This window comes from Kitasatospora sp. P5_F3, from assembly GCF_054049135.1.
Genome location: NZ_JBFUMY010000034.1, coordinates 1 through 15680, shown reverse-complemented (window position 1 = coordinate 15680; position 15680 = coordinate 1). Strand labels below are relative to the sequence as shown.

Here is a 15680-nt window from a genome sequence, read left to right as displayed (position 1 = left end):
GCCGTACCGACCGGCCGACCCGTGAAGTCCCGGGCTGCCCTTCGCGGAGGCGGTGACCGTCTGGACGAACGCCGCCGTCGGCGACCTGCCGAGGGCCCGGTCGGTGCTGACCCAGCTGGCCGACGGACTGGCGGAGGGCGGGGTGGAGGCCGAACCGAGTTGCCGGAGGCCGAGCGCCTGCTCGGTGAGCCCTGAGTCAGACTCCCCGAGGGGCCATCGGCCGAGCCGGCGAGCCGACCACCGTGGCGGCCGCCGGCACGTCCCGGGTGACCACGGCCGCGGCGCCGACGAAGGCGTACCGGCCCAGGCGACGGCCTTGCAGCACCACGGCGTTGCTGCCGACCGTGGCGCCCTGCTCCGCGTGCACCGAACCGGACACGTTGCCGCCCGGATAGACCGTCACCAGGTCGGCCAGCACCGTGTCGTGGCCGACCGTCGCGTTGTAGTGCACCTGGCTGTGCGCGCCGATCCGGACGCTGCTGGAGACGTACGCGCCCCCCATCACCAGGCAGCCGGGGCCGAGTTCGGTCTCCGGCGCGACGATCGCCCTCGGGTGCACCAGCGTCACCGCCCGCCCACCGAGGCCGTCCAGCAGCGCGGCCAGCCGGGCCCGCACCGCCGGGTCGGCGATCCCGATCAGGTACTCCGCCCCGGCGGCGAGCTCCTTCGGCGCCCGCACCGGCAATCCGCGCACGGTGCCCCCCTGCGCCCGGTCGTCCAGAAACCCGGCCACCGGGACACCGGCCGCGAGCGCGGTGTCCAACGCCTCCCGGCCGACACCGCCGGCCCCGACGATCCACAGGTTCATCTCACTCCTCGTCAAGTTGCACCACCCAGGGGCTCGATGCTGCCGCATGTGGTACCCGTCAGGAGGCCTCCTCCACCGGAATGCGCGGGGCCGTCGCCTGCCGGGGCAGCACGATGCGGGTGGTGGTGGTCGGGATCGGGAAGCCCGGGTTTACCCCGCCGACCGCGGTGATCCCGGCCGGGCGGAGCAGTTGACGGGCGGTCATCAGCAGGATCCGGAGGTCGAGTCCGACCGTCCGGTTGGTGATGTACCAGAGGTCGAGTTCGATCCGCTCCGGCCAGCTGATCGAGTTGCGCCCCTTGACCTGGGCCCAGCCGGTCAGCCCGGGCCGGATCGCCAGCCGGCCGCGCTGCCGCGGCGAGTAGTGCACGACCTGCTCGGGCAGCGTGGGCCGGGGGCCGATCACGCCCATCTCGCCGCGCAGCACGTTCCACAGCTGCGGCAGCTCGTCCAGGCTGGTCTTGCGGAGCAGCGCGCCGAGCCGGGTGATCCGGGGCGCGTCGGGTTCGTCGGCGAAGCGCTTGTCCCTCATGGTGCGGAACTTGAGGATCTCGAACTCCGCACCGGCACGGCCGGTCCGGGTCTGACGGAAGAGCACAGGGCCGCCCATGGTGCAGCGGATCAGGATCGCGATCACCAGACCGAGCGGAAGCGCGATGCTTCCGGCCAGCGTGGTGACCACGAGGTCCCCCCCTCGTTTCATTTCTCCCCCAGCGGGTGTGGTGTGAGGTTGGCTTCAGCCGACCGACCAGGCCAACCGCTTGGCTCTGGCCACGGCCGCGTACGTCTCCAGGGAGACCGCCGCGACACCGCGCTGGTCGAACTCGGCCAAGGCGCGGCGACGGGCCGCCGCACCCAGCTGCTCACGCAGGGCGGGCTCGGTGAGGAGCCAGCCGAGCGCGGTGGTGAGGGCCCCGGCGTCGCCGGGCGGGGCGAGCAGCAGGTGCTCGCCGTGGGTACCGATCTCGCGGCAGCCCCGGATGTCGCTGAGCACCATCGGCAGGCCGCTGGCGGCGGCCTCCATGGCGGAGCGGGAGAATCCCTCCCGGTAGGAGGGAAGAACGAAGACGTCCAGTGCGGCGTAGAGCGCCGGCATGTCGGAGCGGCTGCCGAGGAACTCGACCCCGGCCTCCTCCTCCGCCAGGGCGTCGGGCTTGTCGGCGTCCTGCGGGCCGATCCAGGCGAACCGGGCCTTTCCGGCCAGCGCGCGGGCGGCCGCCGCGTACTCGACGATGCCCTTCTCGGCCACCCGGCGGCCGACTCCGGCCACCAGCAACTCGTCGTCGGAGACGCCGAGTTCGGCCCTGATCCGAGCCCGGGCGGCCGGATCGGGCCCGAACCGGGAGAGGTCCACACCGTTGCCCACCACCCGGGAGCGGCGGGCCGGGACGAACCGGGCCAGGGTCTGCCGGTCCTCGCCGTTCTGGTACAGCTCGGCGTGCGAGAAGCGGGCCGCGACGGCCTCCGCCCCGAGCACCAACAGCCGCTTGGCGAACGGGTCGTGGGCCTGCGCCCAGAGTCCGTGGCAGGTGTTGACCACCACCGGGACACCGGCCAGCCGGCCGAGGATCCGGCCGAGCACGCCGGTCTTGGGGTTGTGGGTGTGCAGCACGTCGGGCCTGATCCGGCGCAGCACGGCGAGCAGTTCGCGCGCCGCCGCCAGGTCGGCGCCCGGCTGCCAGGCCCTGGTGAGCGAGGGCAGCGGCTCGTGCCGGATGCCGATCGCGTCGAGCTGGGACAGGTACGGACCGGGGGCGCTGATGCCGTAGGTCTCGAAGCCGGACTCCACATCGACCTTGAGCTCGGTGGCCAGCAGCAGCTGCAGGCTCATGTCCACGGTGGTCAGGTGGGCGACTCGGAGCGGCCGGCCCTCGGGGCCGCGCAGCCGGGGTGACGGCGTCTCAGGCACGGGCGCCGACCGCCTTCGCGGTGGCCACGATCCGGGCGTAGGCCCGCTCGGGGAGCAGCCGGCCGTACAGCTTGGCCCGGTAGAAGTCGATCGGATCGGTCCGGCGGACCGGGACCCGGCAGAACCGGACCGGATCGAAGCCGGGGTCGTTCCGGCCGACCTGACCGGTGGCGGCGGTACGGAACCGGGCGCGCAGCGCCGCATCCATGTGCGGGACGGGGACGCCCCAGGTGTAGGCGAAGTGCTTCGGCCGGGTGCCGAGGTGCTGTTCGACGTCGTCGTTGCAGGCGTCCAGCTCGGCGGTGCTGAGCAGGGCGGGGCGGGCGTGGCTGCGGGTGTGGTTGGCCACCGTGCAGAGGCCGGAGCCGGCCATCTCGCGGAGCTGGTCCCAACTCAGGCCCGGGGCACCGGACTCCTTCGCGGTCGAGCCCTCCCAGCGCATCTCGCCGCCGACCTGACCGCTTGCCAGGTAGATGGTGAACGGCAGGCCGCGCTCCTTGAGCAGCGGCCAGGCGTTCTCGTACACGTCGGCGAAACCGTCGTCGAAGGTGAGCACGGTGCTCGGGGTCCGGTGGCCGGCCTCCAGCCGGTCGGTGGCCTCGTCCAGGCCGACCACCCGGCCCGTCGGCAGCTCGGCCAGCAGGTCCACCTGAGCGGTGAAGTCGGCTGTGGTGACGTCGAGTTCGTCGGCGGAGCCGCCGCCGACCCGGTGGTAGATCAGCACGGTGGCACCTTCGCCGGGGACACCCCCCGCCACCCGCGCCAACTGCTGTTTGACTCTTCCCCGGACGCCGCCGGGGACGGTACTGCCCGCCATCGTCTCCCCCTCTGCGGTGCCCTCCCCGGCACCGCAAGTGGCCGTGCGCACGGCGGCAGTCGCCTACCGAGCGGACTCAGACTAGGGGGATGTGTGGCGCTGATGCCCGGAAGTTGTGAAAGAAGCGCGCAGATAGGCCGAAAATCGGCCGGTCCGATCAGCCTGACGCAACCACGGACCGGATCTGACCGGTCCGGGCCGCCGGTCGATGGCTGCTGCCGCACTAGAGCGCGGTGCGGCCGTTCCGGCGGAGCAGCGCGAAGGCGATCCGGCCGAGCAGCAGGACGCCTGCGGCCAGGCAGCCGGCCACCGCCATCGCCCAGGCCGGGCCGTCGCTCTCCGGGACCAGGACGGCGGTGACGATGCCCATCGCGATGCAGGCCGCGCCTGCCACGGTCAGCATCAGCTGGTGCCGGTGCAGGGCCGCGCCGCTCCAGATCCGGGCGGCGCGCTTACTGCCATGATCACCTTGCGTCTCTCCCATGCCACCCACGGTATACCCGGGTCCCACCCGGCGGCAGCCGCCGGGCCCGGCGCCGGCGCACCCTACCGCGCTCCTCCGGGCGCTCTGTGCGCGCCCGCGAAAACTCGCCGAAACGCCGTACAACCATCGGTGCCGGTGGATGGTCTCCACTACATTGAGCGATCCAGATCGAGCCTGCCTGCCGGTCGGCCGGTGCCCACACACCGCCCACCGTCAGTCCGGTCCAGGAGAATCAGCACCAGTTGAGAGCAGCGAACCAGGCCGTCAGCGGAGCGGGTTGGGAGTCCCCACCGTGATCGGCCGAGCCGAGGGCGGCGCCGCCGCGCCCCGGGACCGGAGGGCGGTCAGGGCCCTCCGGTGGTACCACCACGCCGCACCGGCGACCGAGGGGGGCCCAGTGCCGCAGTCCGAAGCCATGCTCAGCAGTACCGTCAGCAGCCTGCCACCGACCACCAGCACCACCGGCGCCGCCACGGCCACCGAGACCGAGGCCGGGCCGGAGTCCGACCGGGGCGGCTGGCTGCGGTTCTCGCCCGCCCAGCCGCTGTTCCGCGCCCGGGCCGCCCAGCGGCTCGCGGTGCTCGCCTACCACGGGGTGACCGACCCCCGGTCGTTCGGCGCCCAGCTCGACCGGCTGCGCCGACTGGCCACCCCGGTCTCGGTGCAGGACGTCGAGCAGGCGGTCGCCGAGGGGAAGCCGCTGCCGCCGCGCTCGGTGCTGATCACCTTCGACGACGCCGACCGCTCGGTGCTCACGCACGCACTGCCGGAGCTGACGGCCCGCAAGATCCCGGCCGCCGCCTTCGTGATCTCCGAGCTGATCGGCACCGATCGGCCGTTCTGGTGGCACGAGGCCGCCTTCCTGGCCCGGCACGGCGGTCAGGCCCGCTCACTGCGCAGCCACGTCCGCCCGGACCAGCTGCTCGCCCGGCTGAAGGCACTGCCCGATCCGGACCGCCGCCGCAGCCTGCACGAGCTCCGGGTCAGCGCCCGCCGCCGGCCGCCCGGCCAGGAGCAGCTCTCCCCCGAGGACCTGCGGGCCCTCCAGGACGGCGGGGTCGCGGTCGGCAACCACACCCTCGGCCACCCGTGCCTGGCCCGCTGCGACGACTCGACCGTGCAGGCCGAGATCACCGGGGCGCACGAGGCGCTCACCCGCTGGCTCGGCGAGCCGCCGACCGCGTTCGCCTACCCGAACGGCGGCTACGACCCGCGCGCCGACACCCTGCTGCGCCAGCTCGGCTACCGGCTCGGCTTCCTGTCCGACCACCAGCTCGGCCCCCGGCTGCCCGTCCACCCGCTCCGGATCAGCCGGCTCCAGGTGGACAGCACCACCAGTACCCGGCGCTTCGACACCATCCTGTCCGGGCTGGAGCCCGCCGTGCAGCGCTGGCGCAAGGGCCCGACCGTGGCGGAGTGACGGTGGCTCAGCTCCCGGCCGTCGGGAGCTGAGCCGCAGGTGCTCAGGCCGCCGCGCGCCGGGAGCGGAGGTTACGGACCTGGCGGTGCAGCCGCTGGACGGCGACGAACCGCTCCATCCGATTGGCCAGCGTCAGGCGGTACTTGAGCCGCAGCTGGGCGGGCAGCGCGTCGATCCACTCCACGCCGATCGCCCGCAGCAGGCGGCTGACGTGCTCCTGGTAGGCGGCCCGGTAGGCCCGGTCGCCGTCCGGCACGGACCAGAAGAACATCGGGAGCTCCTCGATCAGCGTGTTGTGGTCGTAGGACCGCAGGTACTCGGCGTACTCGGGCTCGGTCCTGGCCAGCAGCCACTCCCGGACCAGCTCGATCGAGCGGACCCGGTCGATCACGCCCCTGGGGTCGGTCTTCACCTGCGTGATCGACAGGTCGCCGCTCTCCCGGACCCGCCAGTGGTAGATCGGCTCGGAGAGCACGTCCACGCTCTTCGCCAGGTAGTGCAGCGGGATGCTGACCGGGGCGTCCTCGTACAGGATGCCTTCGGGGTACAGCACGCCGGCCGCGTCGAAGAACGAGCGGCGGTAGACCTTGTTCCACGCCGTCCGGTCGGTGACCAGGCCGGGCACCTCGCGCACGTGGGTGCGGAGCCTGCTCTCGGCGAACGCCCGGCGGTGGCCGTGCGAGGGGAGAAGGCCGGCCACCCGCAGCCGCAGTGCGTTGCCCGCGACGAAGTCCGAACCGGTCTCGTCCAGGGTCGAGACCATCAGCTGGTAGGCGCCGGTCGGCAGGGTGTCGTCACTGTCCACGAAGGTCAGGAACTCGGTGCCCGGGGCGAGGTGCCGCCAGCCGGTGTTGCGGGCCGCGCCGAGGCCCTTGTTCTCCTGCTGGACCAGCCGGAACCGCGCGTCCTTGGCGACGTACTCCTCAGCGATCGCCGCGCTGCCGTCGGTCGAGCCGTCGTCCACCAGCACGCACTCGAAGTCCTCGAAGGTCTGGGCGGCTATCGAGTCGAGGCACTCCTGGAGGTAGCGCTCGACGTTGTAGATCGGGACGACGACGGAGAGTCGGGGAGACATCGGCTCCGTGGGCCTTTCGGTCGGTGGGTGCGACCGTCCTGCGACCGGTCATCGAACTCTTGGTATACACGTAACCCGTCCTCGCTGGCCAGCAGCCGTTCGACCGCATCCGAACGGCCGGGACCCGGGGCCGGAGCAGCCGGACGATCGGGGACAATGGGGCCTGTCCAGGACGCCGGGGGAAGCACGGTGTCCGTCCTGCGGTGGGAGTACGTGCGTGGTGTCCGAGAACCTTGAACTGCTGTCCGACTGCGCGAACTGCTTCGGACTGTGCTGCGTGGCCCTGCCGTTCGCGCGTTCGACCGACTTCGCGGTCACCAAGGCGGCAGGCACGCCGTGCAAGAACCTCAAGACCGACTTCCGCTGCGGCATCCACACCGAGCTGCGCACCAGCGGCTTCACCGGCTGTACGGTCTTCGACTGCTTCGGCGCCGGGCAGAAGGTGTCGCAGGTCACCTTCGAGGGGCGCAGCTGGCGGGAGGCGCCGGAGACCGCCGGGGCGATGTACGAGGTGTTCCCGGTGATGCGGCAGCTGCACGAGCTGCTGTACTACCTGACCGAGGCGCTCGATCTGCGGGCCGCGAAGTCGGTACACGGGCAGCTGCGGGCGGAGCTGGAGCGGATCGGGGCGCTGACCCGGGGCAGTGCGGCGGAGCTGGTCGCGGCGGACGTGCCGACGATCCGTCAGGAGGTCGGCGAGCTGCTGCTGCGGGTCAGCGAGCTGGTCCGGGCCGGGGTTCCCGGCAAGAAGCGCAACCACCGGGGCGCCGACCTGATGGGCGCCCGGCTGGCCGGGGCGAACCTGCGCGGCGCCAACCTGCGCGGGGCGTACCTGATCGCGGCCGACCTGACGCGGGCCGACCTGCGCGAGGCGGATCTGATCGGGGTCGACTTCCGGGACGCCGACCTGACCGGGGCCGACCTGACCGGGGCGCTCTTCCTGACCCAGGCTCAGCTCAACGCGGCGCGCGGCGACGCGAGCACCCGGCTGCCGTCAGGGCTGCGGCAGCCGGGTCACTGGTAGAGGGCCGAGACGGGCTCGGCCAGCAGCCGGCCCTCGGCGTAGTGCAGGACGGCGGGCGGCAGACTGCCGACCCGGCCGCTGAGCAGCACGGTGAGGGTGCCGCTGCCCTCGGGCCGGCCGGGGGCGATCCGGCGCAGCGCCTGGGCGGCGACCGCGTCGGCCGAGCCGTGGCAGACCGGCAGCGGACCGCCCGGGGCGGCCACGGCGGCCCGGATCTGGTCCGCGAGCAGTTCGTAGTGGGTGCAGCCGAGCACGATCGCGTCCGTGTGCGCGGGCGTCCGGGCGGCCGCGTCGGCCACGGCGGCGGCGATCGCCTGCTGGTCGGCCCGCTCCACCGCGTCGGCCAGACCGGGGCAGGCCACCTCGGTCACGGTCGCGCTGCCGCCGAACTCCCGGATCAGCTGATGCTGGTAGGGGCTGCCCGTGGTCGCCGGGGTGGCCCAGATCGCCACCTTGGCCCCGGCCGTCGAGGCGGGCTTGATCGCCGGGACGGTGCCGATCACCGGCAGCCCGGGCTCCAGCTCGGCGCGGATCACGTCCAGCGCGTGCACCGAGGCGGTGTTGCAGGCGATCACCAACGCGTCCGGCTCCAGCTCGGCCGCGGCCCGTGCACAGGCCAGCGCGTGCGCGGCGATGTCCTCGGACGTACGCGGCCCCCAGGGCATCCCGTCGGGGTCGGAGGAGATCACCAGGTCCAGGTCGGGACGGCGGCGGCGCAGGGCCGCGGCGGCCGCGAGCAGTCCGAGTCCTGAGTCCACCAGTGCGATCTTCACGGTTGACGACTCTACTGGAGACCATCCGGAGAGAGCGGCCACCTACGGACCAGGGGCTCGGGGAACTGCGAGGAGATCTGGCGTGTGGGTCACTGCGAAAGTTCCCCGAGCCCCTGATGGCTGATGTCCGATCGCCTGCTACGGCGCGAGCCGGTGGTGCGGTGGCAGACTGCGAAAGGTGACCGTACTGGTGTGGGTGTCGCTGGCGGCGTGGGTGTGGCTGACGCTGGCTCAGGGGTTCTTCTGGCGGACCGACCAGCGGCTGCCCGCGCCGGTGCCGACCGGGCGGTGGCCGGAGGTGGTGGTGCTGGTGCCCGCCAGGGACGAGGCCGAGGTGCTGCCGGTGAGTCTGCCCAGCCTGCTGGCGCAGCGGTACCCGGGGCGGGCCCGGGTGGTGCTGGTGGACGATCACAGTTCGGACGGGACGGGTGAGTTGGCCCGACGGCTCGGGGCGGACGGCGGCTTGGCGCTCACCGTGACCACTCCCCCGCCGCTGCCGCCGGGCTGGACGGGCAAGCTCTGGGCGCTGCGGCACGGCGTCGAGCAGGCGGGCGGGGCGGAGTACCTGCTGCTGACCGATGCCGACATCGCGCACCGTCCGGACTCGCTGGCCGCCCTGGTGGCGGCGGCCGAGGGCCACCGGCTCGACCTGGTCTCGCAGATGGCCCGGCTGCGGGTGGAGACCGGCTGGGAGCGGCTGATCGTGCCGGCCTTCGTGTACTTCTTCGCCCAGCTGTACCCGTTCCGGTGGAGCAACCACCCTGGCGCGCGGACGGCTGCGGCGGCGGGCGGCTGCTCGCTGGTGCGCCGGACGGCGTTGGAGCGGGCGGGCGGGATCGCCGCGATCCGGGGTGCGGTGATCGACGACGTGAATCTGGCCAGGGCGGTCAAGCGCACCGGCGGCCGGACCTGGCTCGGCCTGGCCGAGCAGGTGGACAGCGTCCGGCCCTATCCGGAGCTGGGGCAGCTCTGGCGGATGGTCTCGCGCAGCGCGTACGCGCAGCTGCGGCACTCGCCGCTGCTGCTGCTCGGCACGGTGCTCGGGCTGACGCTGGTGTACCTGGTGCCGCCGGTGGCGACCGTGGCCGGGGCGGTCACCGGAGCGTGGTGGGTCACGGCGGCGGGCGCGGCGGCCTGGGCGCTGATGGCCGGGACGTTCACGCCGATGCTCCGTTACTACGGGCAGCCGGCGGCGGCCGCGCTGCTGCTGCCGTTCACCGCGCTGCTGTACCTGCTGATGACGGTGGACTCGGCTGTCCAGCACTGGCGCGGACGGGGCGCGGCCTGGAAGGGGCGGACGTACGGAAAGGTACTGGAACCGGGCGACGGTCCTGCGCCAGACTGACCCGATGGACCGTCAACTCAGAACCAGGATCGCCCACTCCGACCACCCGATCGCCGCGCCACTGTCCGACCGGAACGTCCAGCGGCTGCTGGACCGGGCCCTCCGGGGCAGAGCCGGGCGGGTGCTCGACCTCGGCTGCGGGGAGGCCGCCTGGCTGCTCCGCGCGCTGGCCGCGCACCCGGAACTGGAGGCGGTCGGCGTCGACCTGGACGAGGCCGGGCTGACGCTCGGCCGGGAACACGCCGAGGCACTCGGGGTGGCCCGGCGGATCGGGCTGCACCACCAGGACGCCAAGGAGTTCAAGGCCCACCAGCCGTTCGACGTGGTGCTCACGGTCGGTGCGACGCACGCCTTCGACGGGCTGCTGCCGACCCTGGCGGCGGCCCGGGAGCACCTGGCGCCGGGCGGACTGGTGCTGATCGGCGACTGCTTCTGGGAGCGGGAACCGGACGCGGCCGCACTGGCCGGGCTCGGTGTCCCGAACGCGGACGACCACGCCGACCTGACCGGCACGATCCGGCTGGTCACCGAGGCCGGCTGGGTGCCGGTGCTCGGCCACATCAGCACGCCGGAGGAGTGGGACGACTACGAGTGGGCCTGGGCGGGCTCGCTCGCCGAATGGGCCCTGGACCACCCCGAGCACCCGGACAGCGCCGAGGCGGCCACGATTGCCGCCGAGCACCGGTTGGGCTGGCTCGGCGGCTACCGGGGCACCCTCGGTTTCCTCACTCTGCTGCTCCGCCGCGCCGACTGACGTACTGTCACGGGCCCGGCTCCGTGCCGGGCCCCTAGCGCCCGAGCAGCCGGGCGGCGGTCGGCTTGCTGTACTCGAACCGGCTCATCTGCTCCAGGTCACGGAGCCAACTCGCCTTCCCCGGCGGGGTGGTGACCACCTCCCGGTAGAGGTCCTCGAACGCCGTGGCGACACTCTCCAGGGAGAACCTGCCGACCACCCAGTCCCGGCCCCAGTCGCCGAGAGCGGCCCGGCGGGCCGGGTCGTCGAGCAGCGGGCGGAGCTGCTCGGCCAGCAGCTCGGGCGATCCGGAGCCGTCGCCGAAGCCGTACATGCAGCGCGAGGCGTGCGGCTCGACCAGCGGGCCCGGCTCGTGCGGCGCGGTGTACCCGGCGGCGCCGTGCACCACCACCGGCTTGCCGAAGGCGAGTCCGCGCAGCGCCGAGCCGCCCATCCCGAGCACCACGTCGGCGGCCTGGTAAGCGGGACGGGGATCGGCCAACTGGCCCGGTACCAGGACGGCTTGGCGCCCGAGTTCGGCGTTGGCGGCCGCCGCTGCGGCCCGCAGCGGCTCCAGGCTGGGCCCGGCGCCGACCACCGCCAGCCGTACCCTCGGGTCGGCCAGTCGGCGGACCGCCTCGACGGTGAGCAGCGCGCCCGCGTCCTTCTCCAGGTCGGGCACCAGCCGGGTGACGATGGCGAGCAGCAACTCCCCTTCGCCGATGCCGTGTTCGCGGCGGAACGCGCCGCCGTCCACCACCCCGGGAGCGTCCGTCACGGTGTTCACCGGCGGTTCGATCAGCCGGACGTCTCGGTGCCCGAAGGCCCGGCCCTCCCCCAGCAGGGCGCCGAGCCCGAGCACCAGCGGCTGGTGCCGGGGCAGCCCGCGCAGCATCCTGATGCCGTAGAAGGTGGTGATCACCGGCAGTCGGCCGAGCCGGCCGGGGCCGAAGAAGGAGTTCCGGGCGGCCCGGACCTCCCAGGCGTGCAGCAGTTGGCTGCCGTGCTGCTCGGCCAGCTGGTTCAGCCGCTGCCTGACCACCCGGACCGGGGTGTCGGGACCGCCCTCGACCACCAGCTCCAGGCCGTGGCCGGCCGCGAGTTCGACCAGCGGGGCGGGCCCGTCCACCCCCTGGGCGAACAGCACCGGGTGGTGGCCCCGGTCGCGCAGGGTGCGGGCGATGTCGACGGCGTTCAGCTGCGCGCCGCCCAGCGCGAGGTTGTTGAGGTGGACCAGGACTCTGAGGCCGTTCACCGGTTCACTCCTCCCAGCGGTGCGGGACGAAGACCGGTGCGGCCAGCACCACGGCCCGTGGCGGGGTGTCCAGCATCGGGCCGAAGACGTCGAACTGGCCGACCGAGTGCCAGCTCATCAGCGTGCCGCCGTCGGTCCTGCCGATGCTGTAGACACCTGCCCAGAGCGTGTAACGGCCGCGCGGCAGCGGCAGGTTGGGGATCATGCAGGCGACCTGGTGGTCCTCCCCGGTGAGCCGGATCTCGTGGCTGATCTGGAAGATCGGGCTGGAGGTGCCCTCGCTCACGCCCAGGTGCAGCGTGGCATCGCCCCGGTAGTCGCCGCCGAGGGTGAGCTCGACGGTCATCGGCTCGTCGGTGGTGAGATTCTCCCGGCCCTCGCCGACGATCTCGTGCTTGAGCAGCTGGAGCGGCTCGCCGACCCGGCCGCCTGCCTCCGACTGCGCCTCGATCGAGTCCCGGTAACCGGACATCGCCTCCTTGATGCCCGCGTCCACCCGGATCGAGCCCTGCTCCAGCCAGACGCCCCGGCGGCAGATCGACTCGACGGCCGGCAAGTCGTGCGAGACGAAGACGATCGTGGTGCCCTGCTCGGCGACCTCGCGCATCCGGTCCAGGCAGCGCTGCTGGAAGACCGCGTCGCCGACCGCCAGCACCTCGTCCACCAGCAGTACGTGCGGCTCCAGATAGGCGGCCACCGCGAAGCCGAGCCGCATCTGCATGCCCGAGGAGTAGTACTTGACCTGCCGGTCGATCGCCCCGCCGAGCCGGGCGAACTCGACGATGTCGTCGAACCGGGAGGCCACCTCGCGGCGCTTGAGGCCGAGCAGCGCGCCGAACAGGTAGATGTTCTCCCGGCCCGTCAGGTCGGGGTGGATGCCGGCCCGGATCTCGATCAGCGCGCCGATCCGGCCGCGCACGTCGATCACCCCGCCGTACGGGTACATCACCCGGGTCAGCATCTTGAGCAGGGTGGACTTGCCGGAACCGTTGGAGCCGATCAGGCCGACCGAGTCGCCGGGCTCGATGTGCAGGTTGATGTCCCGCAGCGCCCAGCGCCAGTCCTCGCCCCGGCCGCCGCGCAGCCGACGGGTCAGCTGCTCGACCTTGTCGCGCAGCAGCATCCGCTGCTGGTCGGCCTTGAACCGCTTCCAGACCTGCTCGGTCCTGATCGTGCCCAGCGGGAGGCTCTGCCTGCTCGAAAGGTCATGCGACATCGGCGATCCCCGTTTCCAGCTTCTTGAAGACCAGGTAGCCGCCGACCAGGAAGACCACCGAGCTGGCGGCCGCGATACCGGTCAGGGCCAGGTCCGGGGCCTGGCCGTAGAGCAGGGCGCGCCGGTAGCCCTCGATCACCGCGCCCAGCGGGTTGAAGCCGACGTAGATCTCCTGCAGGCCCTGCGGGATCTGCGACAGCGGGTAGGCGACCGGGGTCGCGAAGACGCCCATCTGGGTGATGATCGGCAGCAGGTGCCGGACGTCGCGCAGGTAGACCACCGCGACCGAGAGCACCAGCGCCACACCGTAGGTGAAGGCGATCTGGATCAGCAGCAGCGGGAACACCCAGAAGAAGGTGACCGCCGGCGCCGTCCAGAAGACCAGGAAGAGCAGCCCGAGCACGCCGATGCCGATCAGCATGTCCACGCTGGCGACCAGCATGGTGGCGAGCGGGAAGACCTCGCGCGGGCAGTAGACCTTGTTCAGCAGGCTGAGGTTGTTGGCCAGGCTGAGTGCGCCCTGGTTCATCGTGTTGCTGAAGAACTGCCAGACGATCAGGCCGACATAGGCGAACAGCGGGTAGGCCACCCCGCTGGTGTCGATCTTCACCGCGCGCTGGAACACCAGCGTGAAGATCGCGCACAGCGCGAGCGGTGTGAGCACCGCCCAGGCGAAGCCGAGCACCGCCTGCTTGTACCGGGCCCGCAGATCGCGCTCGGCCAGCGCGCGGACCAACTCGCGTGCCCCGAGCAGCTCGCGGGCCACCTGGGCGGGCCGCAGCCTTCGTTTGAAGATCAGTTCAGCAGGCGGACCGTCGGCCGCCGCCCGCCGCGCCTCGGTCTGGTTGTCGCGCTGATCCAGGACCTGCGCGCGCTGTCCCCCCACGGAACCCCGCCTTCTCCGGTGCCGAGTGATTCGGTGACGTCCGAGGTACAAGCCTCGAATCCGGGCCGCTGCTCAGGCAGTTCGGCCGCGGCGACCACTCTGGCACAGAGTGTGGGAGCAAGGGGCTGGTTCGGTGAAGAATTCGGGCTGCTCAGAGCCGGGTCAGTCGACCAGCCGGTCGAGCGCGGCGGGCATCCCCTCGACCCCGCCGTCGCGGCTCGGCTGCACCCGCTGGTCGCCCCCCACCAGCACGGTCGGCAGTTCGTCCACCTGGTACCTGACCAGCAGGCCTGCGGCCGCCTCGGTGGCCTGCTCGACGGCCGAAGACCGGTACGCCGCCCGGAACTTGTCCGGATCCAGACCGACCGTCAGCGCCCAGGCGGCGGCGGTCTCCTCGGTGGTGACATCGGTCTCCCGCTCGCGCACCGCCCGGAACACCGCGAGCTGCAGCCGGTCCACCTCGCCGAGCTGCTCAAGCGTGTAGTACAGCCGGGCGTGGCCGCGCTGGGCCTGCTCCTCGTGGCTGCCCACCCAGACCGCCGGCACCCGACGGAGCGTCACGTCGGCCCGGTGCTTCTCCGCCCAGCGCTCCAGCGGGATCTCCAGCTGCTGCGAGTGCCCGCAGTCGTACCAGAAGAACTCGACCGCCTCCTGCTTCACCGCCCGGACCGGGCCGGGGTGGTCGATCCGGCCCACCAGGCCGCCCTCGTGCGGGACCTCGGGGGCGGCGGTGGCCGGGGTGACGAGCAGTCCGCTGGCGACAACGGCCAGCACGGCGGTACGCAGAAGCGGGTTCACGGTCGGCATGCTGCCAGCACAGTTGCCCGCCGAGCCAGTTGACGGGCCGTCCGGAGCGAATCTTCGCCCGGACGGCCCAACGGCCGGATCAGCTCTCCTGCTGCTGCTCCGGCACTGGCACTGGCACTGGCACTGGCGCCGCAACGGCCTTGGTGGCCTGCTGGGCCGCGCTGTCGAAGAACCGGAGCAGCTCGACCGGGAACGGCAGCACCAGGGTCGAGTTCTTCTCCGCCGCCACCTCCACCACGGTCTGCAGCAGCCGCAGCTGCATGGCGGACGGTGTCTCGTCCATCTGCCGGGCCGCCTCGGCCAGCTTGGCGGAGGCCTGGAACTCACCGTCGGCTGTGATGATCCGGGCCCGCCGCTCCCGCTCGGCCTCGGCCTGCCGGGACATCGAGCGCTTCATCGACTCCGGCAGCGCGACGTCCTTGATCTCCACCCGGTCGATGTGCACGCCCCAGCCCACGGCCGGGCTCTCCAGCAGCAGTTCGAGCCCCCGGTGCAGGCCCTCCCGACCGGAGAGCAGGTCGTCCAGCTCGCTCTTGCCGATGATCGAGCGCAGCGAGGTCTGGGCCACCTGGGACATCGCGAAGCTGTAGTTCTGCACGTCGACGGTGGCCCGGACGGGGTCGATCACCCGGAAGTACACCACCGCGTCCACCCGGACCGAGACGTTGTCCCGGGTGATGCCGTCCTGGGCCGGCACCGGCATGGTGATCACCTGCATGTTGACCTTGCTGAGCCGGTCCACCAGCGGGATCAGCAGCATCGGCCCGGGGTCCCGGACGGTCCCGCGGACCCGGCCGAGCCGGAACACCACCCCGCGTTCGTACTGCTGCACCACCCGGAATCCCTTCGCCAGCCAGAACACCGCCAGCGCGCCGATCCCCGCGAGTACAAAAATCCCCATGCCTGTCGTCCTCCCCGTTGGCCGCCGACGTACGGCGGACCGCGCGCACAGTATGCGCGCGGTCCTGCGGCACCACCAGGCTTCGGAACGGCTTCCTGACGGATCATTAACGGCCGGTGGTGACCTGCTGGAGCAGGTGCTGCCAGGAGTCGGTCACCACGGCCAGGTCGAACCGGGCCAGCGCGTGCGCCCGGGCGGCGGCGCCGAGCGCCGCCCGGTCCCCGGCC

At 72.6% G+C, this 15680-nt stretch carries 16 protein-coding genes; 4 read left to right on the top strand and 12 right to left on the bottom strand.

Annotated features, from left to right (window positions below):
* Positions 1 to 196: 196 nt before the first annotated feature.
* The 5 genes from ACXJMZ_RS21460 to ACXJMZ_RS21440 all read right to left on the bottom strand — a co-directional run bounded on the left by ACXJMZ_RS21460 (position 197) and on the right by ACXJMZ_RS21440 (position 4018).
* Positions 197 to 808: an acetyltransferase gene (locus ACXJMZ_RS21460; RefSeq protein ID WP_457031683.1), complete on the bottom strand. Its 612-nt coding sequence runs from the start codon at positions 806 to 808 to the stop codon at positions 197 to 199.
* A 58-nt stretch (positions 809 to 866) separates the two neighbouring features.
* Complete coding sequence (locus tag ACXJMZ_RS21455) at positions 867 to 1511, bottom strand: sugar transferase (protein WP_457031682.1); 645 nt, start codon at positions 1509 to 1511, stop codon at positions 867 to 869.
* Positions 1512 to 1544: 33 nt separating this feature from the next.
* Positions 1545 to 2717 carry a glycosyltransferase gene (locus ACXJMZ_RS21450; RefSeq protein ID WP_457031681.1) on the bottom strand — a complete coding sequence of 391 codons (1173 nt, stop codon included), beginning with the start codon at positions 2715 to 2717 and terminating at the stop codon, positions 1545 to 1547.
* Positions 2710 to 3534, bottom strand: coding sequence for a polysaccharide deacetylase family protein (locus tag ACXJMZ_RS21445; RefSeq protein WP_457031680.1), 825 nt, complete (start codon positions 3532 to 3534; stop codon positions 2710 to 2712). Before ACXJMZ_RS21445 ends, ACXJMZ_RS21450 begins: the two co-directional genes overlap by 8 nt.
* A 223-nt stretch (positions 3535 to 3757) precedes the next feature.
* A complete protein-coding gene (locus ACXJMZ_RS21440) occupies positions 3758 to 4018 on the bottom strand; it encodes a hypothetical protein (protein ID WP_457031679.1) in 261 nt (86 codons plus the stop codon).
* Between the two features lie 415 nt (positions 4019 to 4433).
* On the opposite strand from ACXJMZ_RS21440, the gene ACXJMZ_RS21435 reads away from it, so the two are divergent.
* Complete coding sequence (locus ACXJMZ_RS21435; RefSeq protein ID WP_457031678.1) at positions 4434 to 5438, top strand: polysaccharide deacetylase family protein; 1005 nt, start codon at positions 4434 to 4436, stop codon at positions 5436 to 5438.
* A 43-nt stretch (positions 5439 to 5481) separates the two neighbouring features.
* Here ACXJMZ_RS21435 and ACXJMZ_RS21430 read toward each other — a convergent pair whose 3' ends face one another.
* Positions 5482 to 6513, bottom strand: coding sequence for a glycosyltransferase family 2 protein (locus ACXJMZ_RS21430; protein WP_457031677.1), 1032 nt, complete (start codon positions 6511 to 6513; stop codon positions 5482 to 5484).
* A 220-nt stretch (positions 6514 to 6733) separates the two neighbouring features.
* Between ACXJMZ_RS21430 and ACXJMZ_RS21425 the strand changes: the two genes are divergently transcribed.
* The gene (locus ACXJMZ_RS21425) at positions 6734 to 7537 is read left to right on the top strand and encodes a pentapeptide repeat-containing protein (RefSeq protein WP_457031676.1); all 804 of its coding nucleotides are present in this window, start codon (positions 6734 to 6736) and stop codon (positions 7535 to 7537) included.
* On the opposite strand, the gene ACXJMZ_RS21420 is transcribed toward ACXJMZ_RS21425, so the two are convergent.
* On the bottom strand, positions 7528 to 8310 hold the full coding sequence (locus ACXJMZ_RS21420) for a glutamate racemase (RefSeq protein WP_457031675.1): 783 nt from the start codon (positions 8308 to 8310) through the stop codon (positions 7528 to 7530). The two genes, ACXJMZ_RS21425 and ACXJMZ_RS21420, sit on opposite strands and share 10 nt — an antisense overlap.
* 178 nt (positions 8311 to 8488) lie before the next feature.
* Here ACXJMZ_RS21420 and ACXJMZ_RS21415 point away from each other — a divergent pair, with 178 nt between their 5' ends.
* Complete coding sequence (locus ACXJMZ_RS21415) at positions 8489 to 9655, top strand: glycosyltransferase (RefSeq protein WP_457031674.1); 1167 nt, start codon at positions 8489 to 8491, stop codon at positions 9653 to 9655.
* Between the two features lie 4 nt (positions 9656 to 9659).
* Positions 9660 to 10409 carry an SAM-dependent methyltransferase gene (locus ACXJMZ_RS21410; RefSeq protein ID WP_457031673.1) on the top strand — a complete coding sequence of 250 codons (750 nt, stop codon included), beginning with the start codon at positions 9660 to 9662 and terminating at the stop codon, positions 10407 to 10409.
* A gap of 34 nt (positions 10410 to 10443) precedes the next feature.
* Here the strand turns inward: ACXJMZ_RS21410 and ACXJMZ_RS21405 are convergent, their stop codons facing one another.
* From ACXJMZ_RS21405 to ACXJMZ_RS21385, 5 genes are all read right to left on the bottom strand, one after another.
* Positions 10444 to 11643, bottom strand: coding sequence for a glycosyltransferase family 4 protein (locus ACXJMZ_RS21405; protein WP_457031672.1), 1200 nt, complete (start codon positions 11641 to 11643; stop codon positions 10444 to 10446).
* A 4-nt stretch (positions 11644 to 11647) separates the two neighbouring features.
* Complete coding sequence (locus tag ACXJMZ_RS21400) at positions 11648 to 12859, bottom strand: ABC transporter ATP-binding protein (protein ID WP_057233237.1); 1212 nt, start codon at positions 12857 to 12859, stop codon at positions 11648 to 11650.
* On the bottom strand, positions 12849 to 13745 hold the full coding sequence (locus tag ACXJMZ_RS21395; RefSeq protein ID WP_457031671.1) for an ABC transporter permease: 897 nt from the start codon (positions 13743 to 13745) through the stop codon (positions 12849 to 12851). The genes ACXJMZ_RS21400 and ACXJMZ_RS21395 overlap by 11 nt, the downstream gene beginning before the upstream one ends.
* 162 nt (positions 13746 to 13907) lie before the next feature.
* Positions 13908 to 14543, bottom strand: a complete 636-nt coding sequence (locus ACXJMZ_RS21390) for a thiol:disulfide interchange protein DsbA/DsbL (protein WP_457031670.1) — start codon at positions 14541 to 14543, stop codon at positions 13908 to 13910.
* 88 nt (positions 14544 to 14631) lie between these two features.
* The gene (locus tag ACXJMZ_RS21385; RefSeq protein WP_457031669.1) at positions 14632 to 15453 is read right to left on the bottom strand and encodes an SPFH domain-containing protein; all 822 of its coding nucleotides are present in this window, start codon (positions 15451 to 15453) and stop codon (positions 14632 to 14634) included.
* Positions 15454 to 15680: the final 227 nt, after the last annotated feature.

What these genes read in the sequence shown, in the direction of transcription:
- ACXJMZ_RS21435 (WP_457031678.1), top strand. Translation starts at nt 4,434, where the DNA reads ATGCTCAGCAGTACCGTCAGCAGCCTGCCACCGACCACCAGCACCACC.
- ACXJMZ_RS21400 (WP_057233237.1), bottom strand. Translation starts at nt 12,859, where the DNA reads ATGTCGCATGACCTTTCGAGCAGGCAGAGCCTCCCGCTGGGCACGATC.
- ACXJMZ_RS21455 (WP_457031682.1), bottom strand. Translation starts at nt 1,511, where the DNA reads ATGAAACGAGGGGGGGACCTCGTGGTCACCACGCTGGCCGGAAGCATC.
- ACXJMZ_RS21385 (WP_457031669.1), bottom strand. Translation starts at nt 15,453, where the DNA reads ATGGGGATTTTTGTACTCGCGGGGATCGGCGCGCTGGCGGTGTTCTGG.
- ACXJMZ_RS21445 (WP_457031680.1), bottom strand. Translation starts at nt 3,534, where the DNA reads ATGGCGGGCAGTACCGTCCCCGGCGGCGTCCGGGGAAGAGTCAAACAG.
- ACXJMZ_RS21430 (WP_457031677.1), bottom strand. Translation starts at nt 6,513, where the DNA reads ATGTCTCCCCGACTCTCCGTCGTCGTCCCGATCTACAACGTCGAGCGC.
- ACXJMZ_RS21460 (WP_457031683.1), bottom strand. Translation starts at nt 808, where the DNA reads ATGAACCTGTGGATCGTCGGGGCCGGCGGTGTCGGCCGGGAGGCGTTG.
- ACXJMZ_RS21440 (WP_457031679.1), bottom strand. Translation starts at nt 4,018, where the DNA reads ATGGGAGAGACGCAAGGTGATCATGGCAGTAAGCGCGCCGCCCGGATC.
- ACXJMZ_RS21410 (WP_457031673.1), top strand. Translation starts at nt 9,660, where the DNA reads ATGGACCGTCAACTCAGAACCAGGATCGCCCACTCCGACCACCCGATC.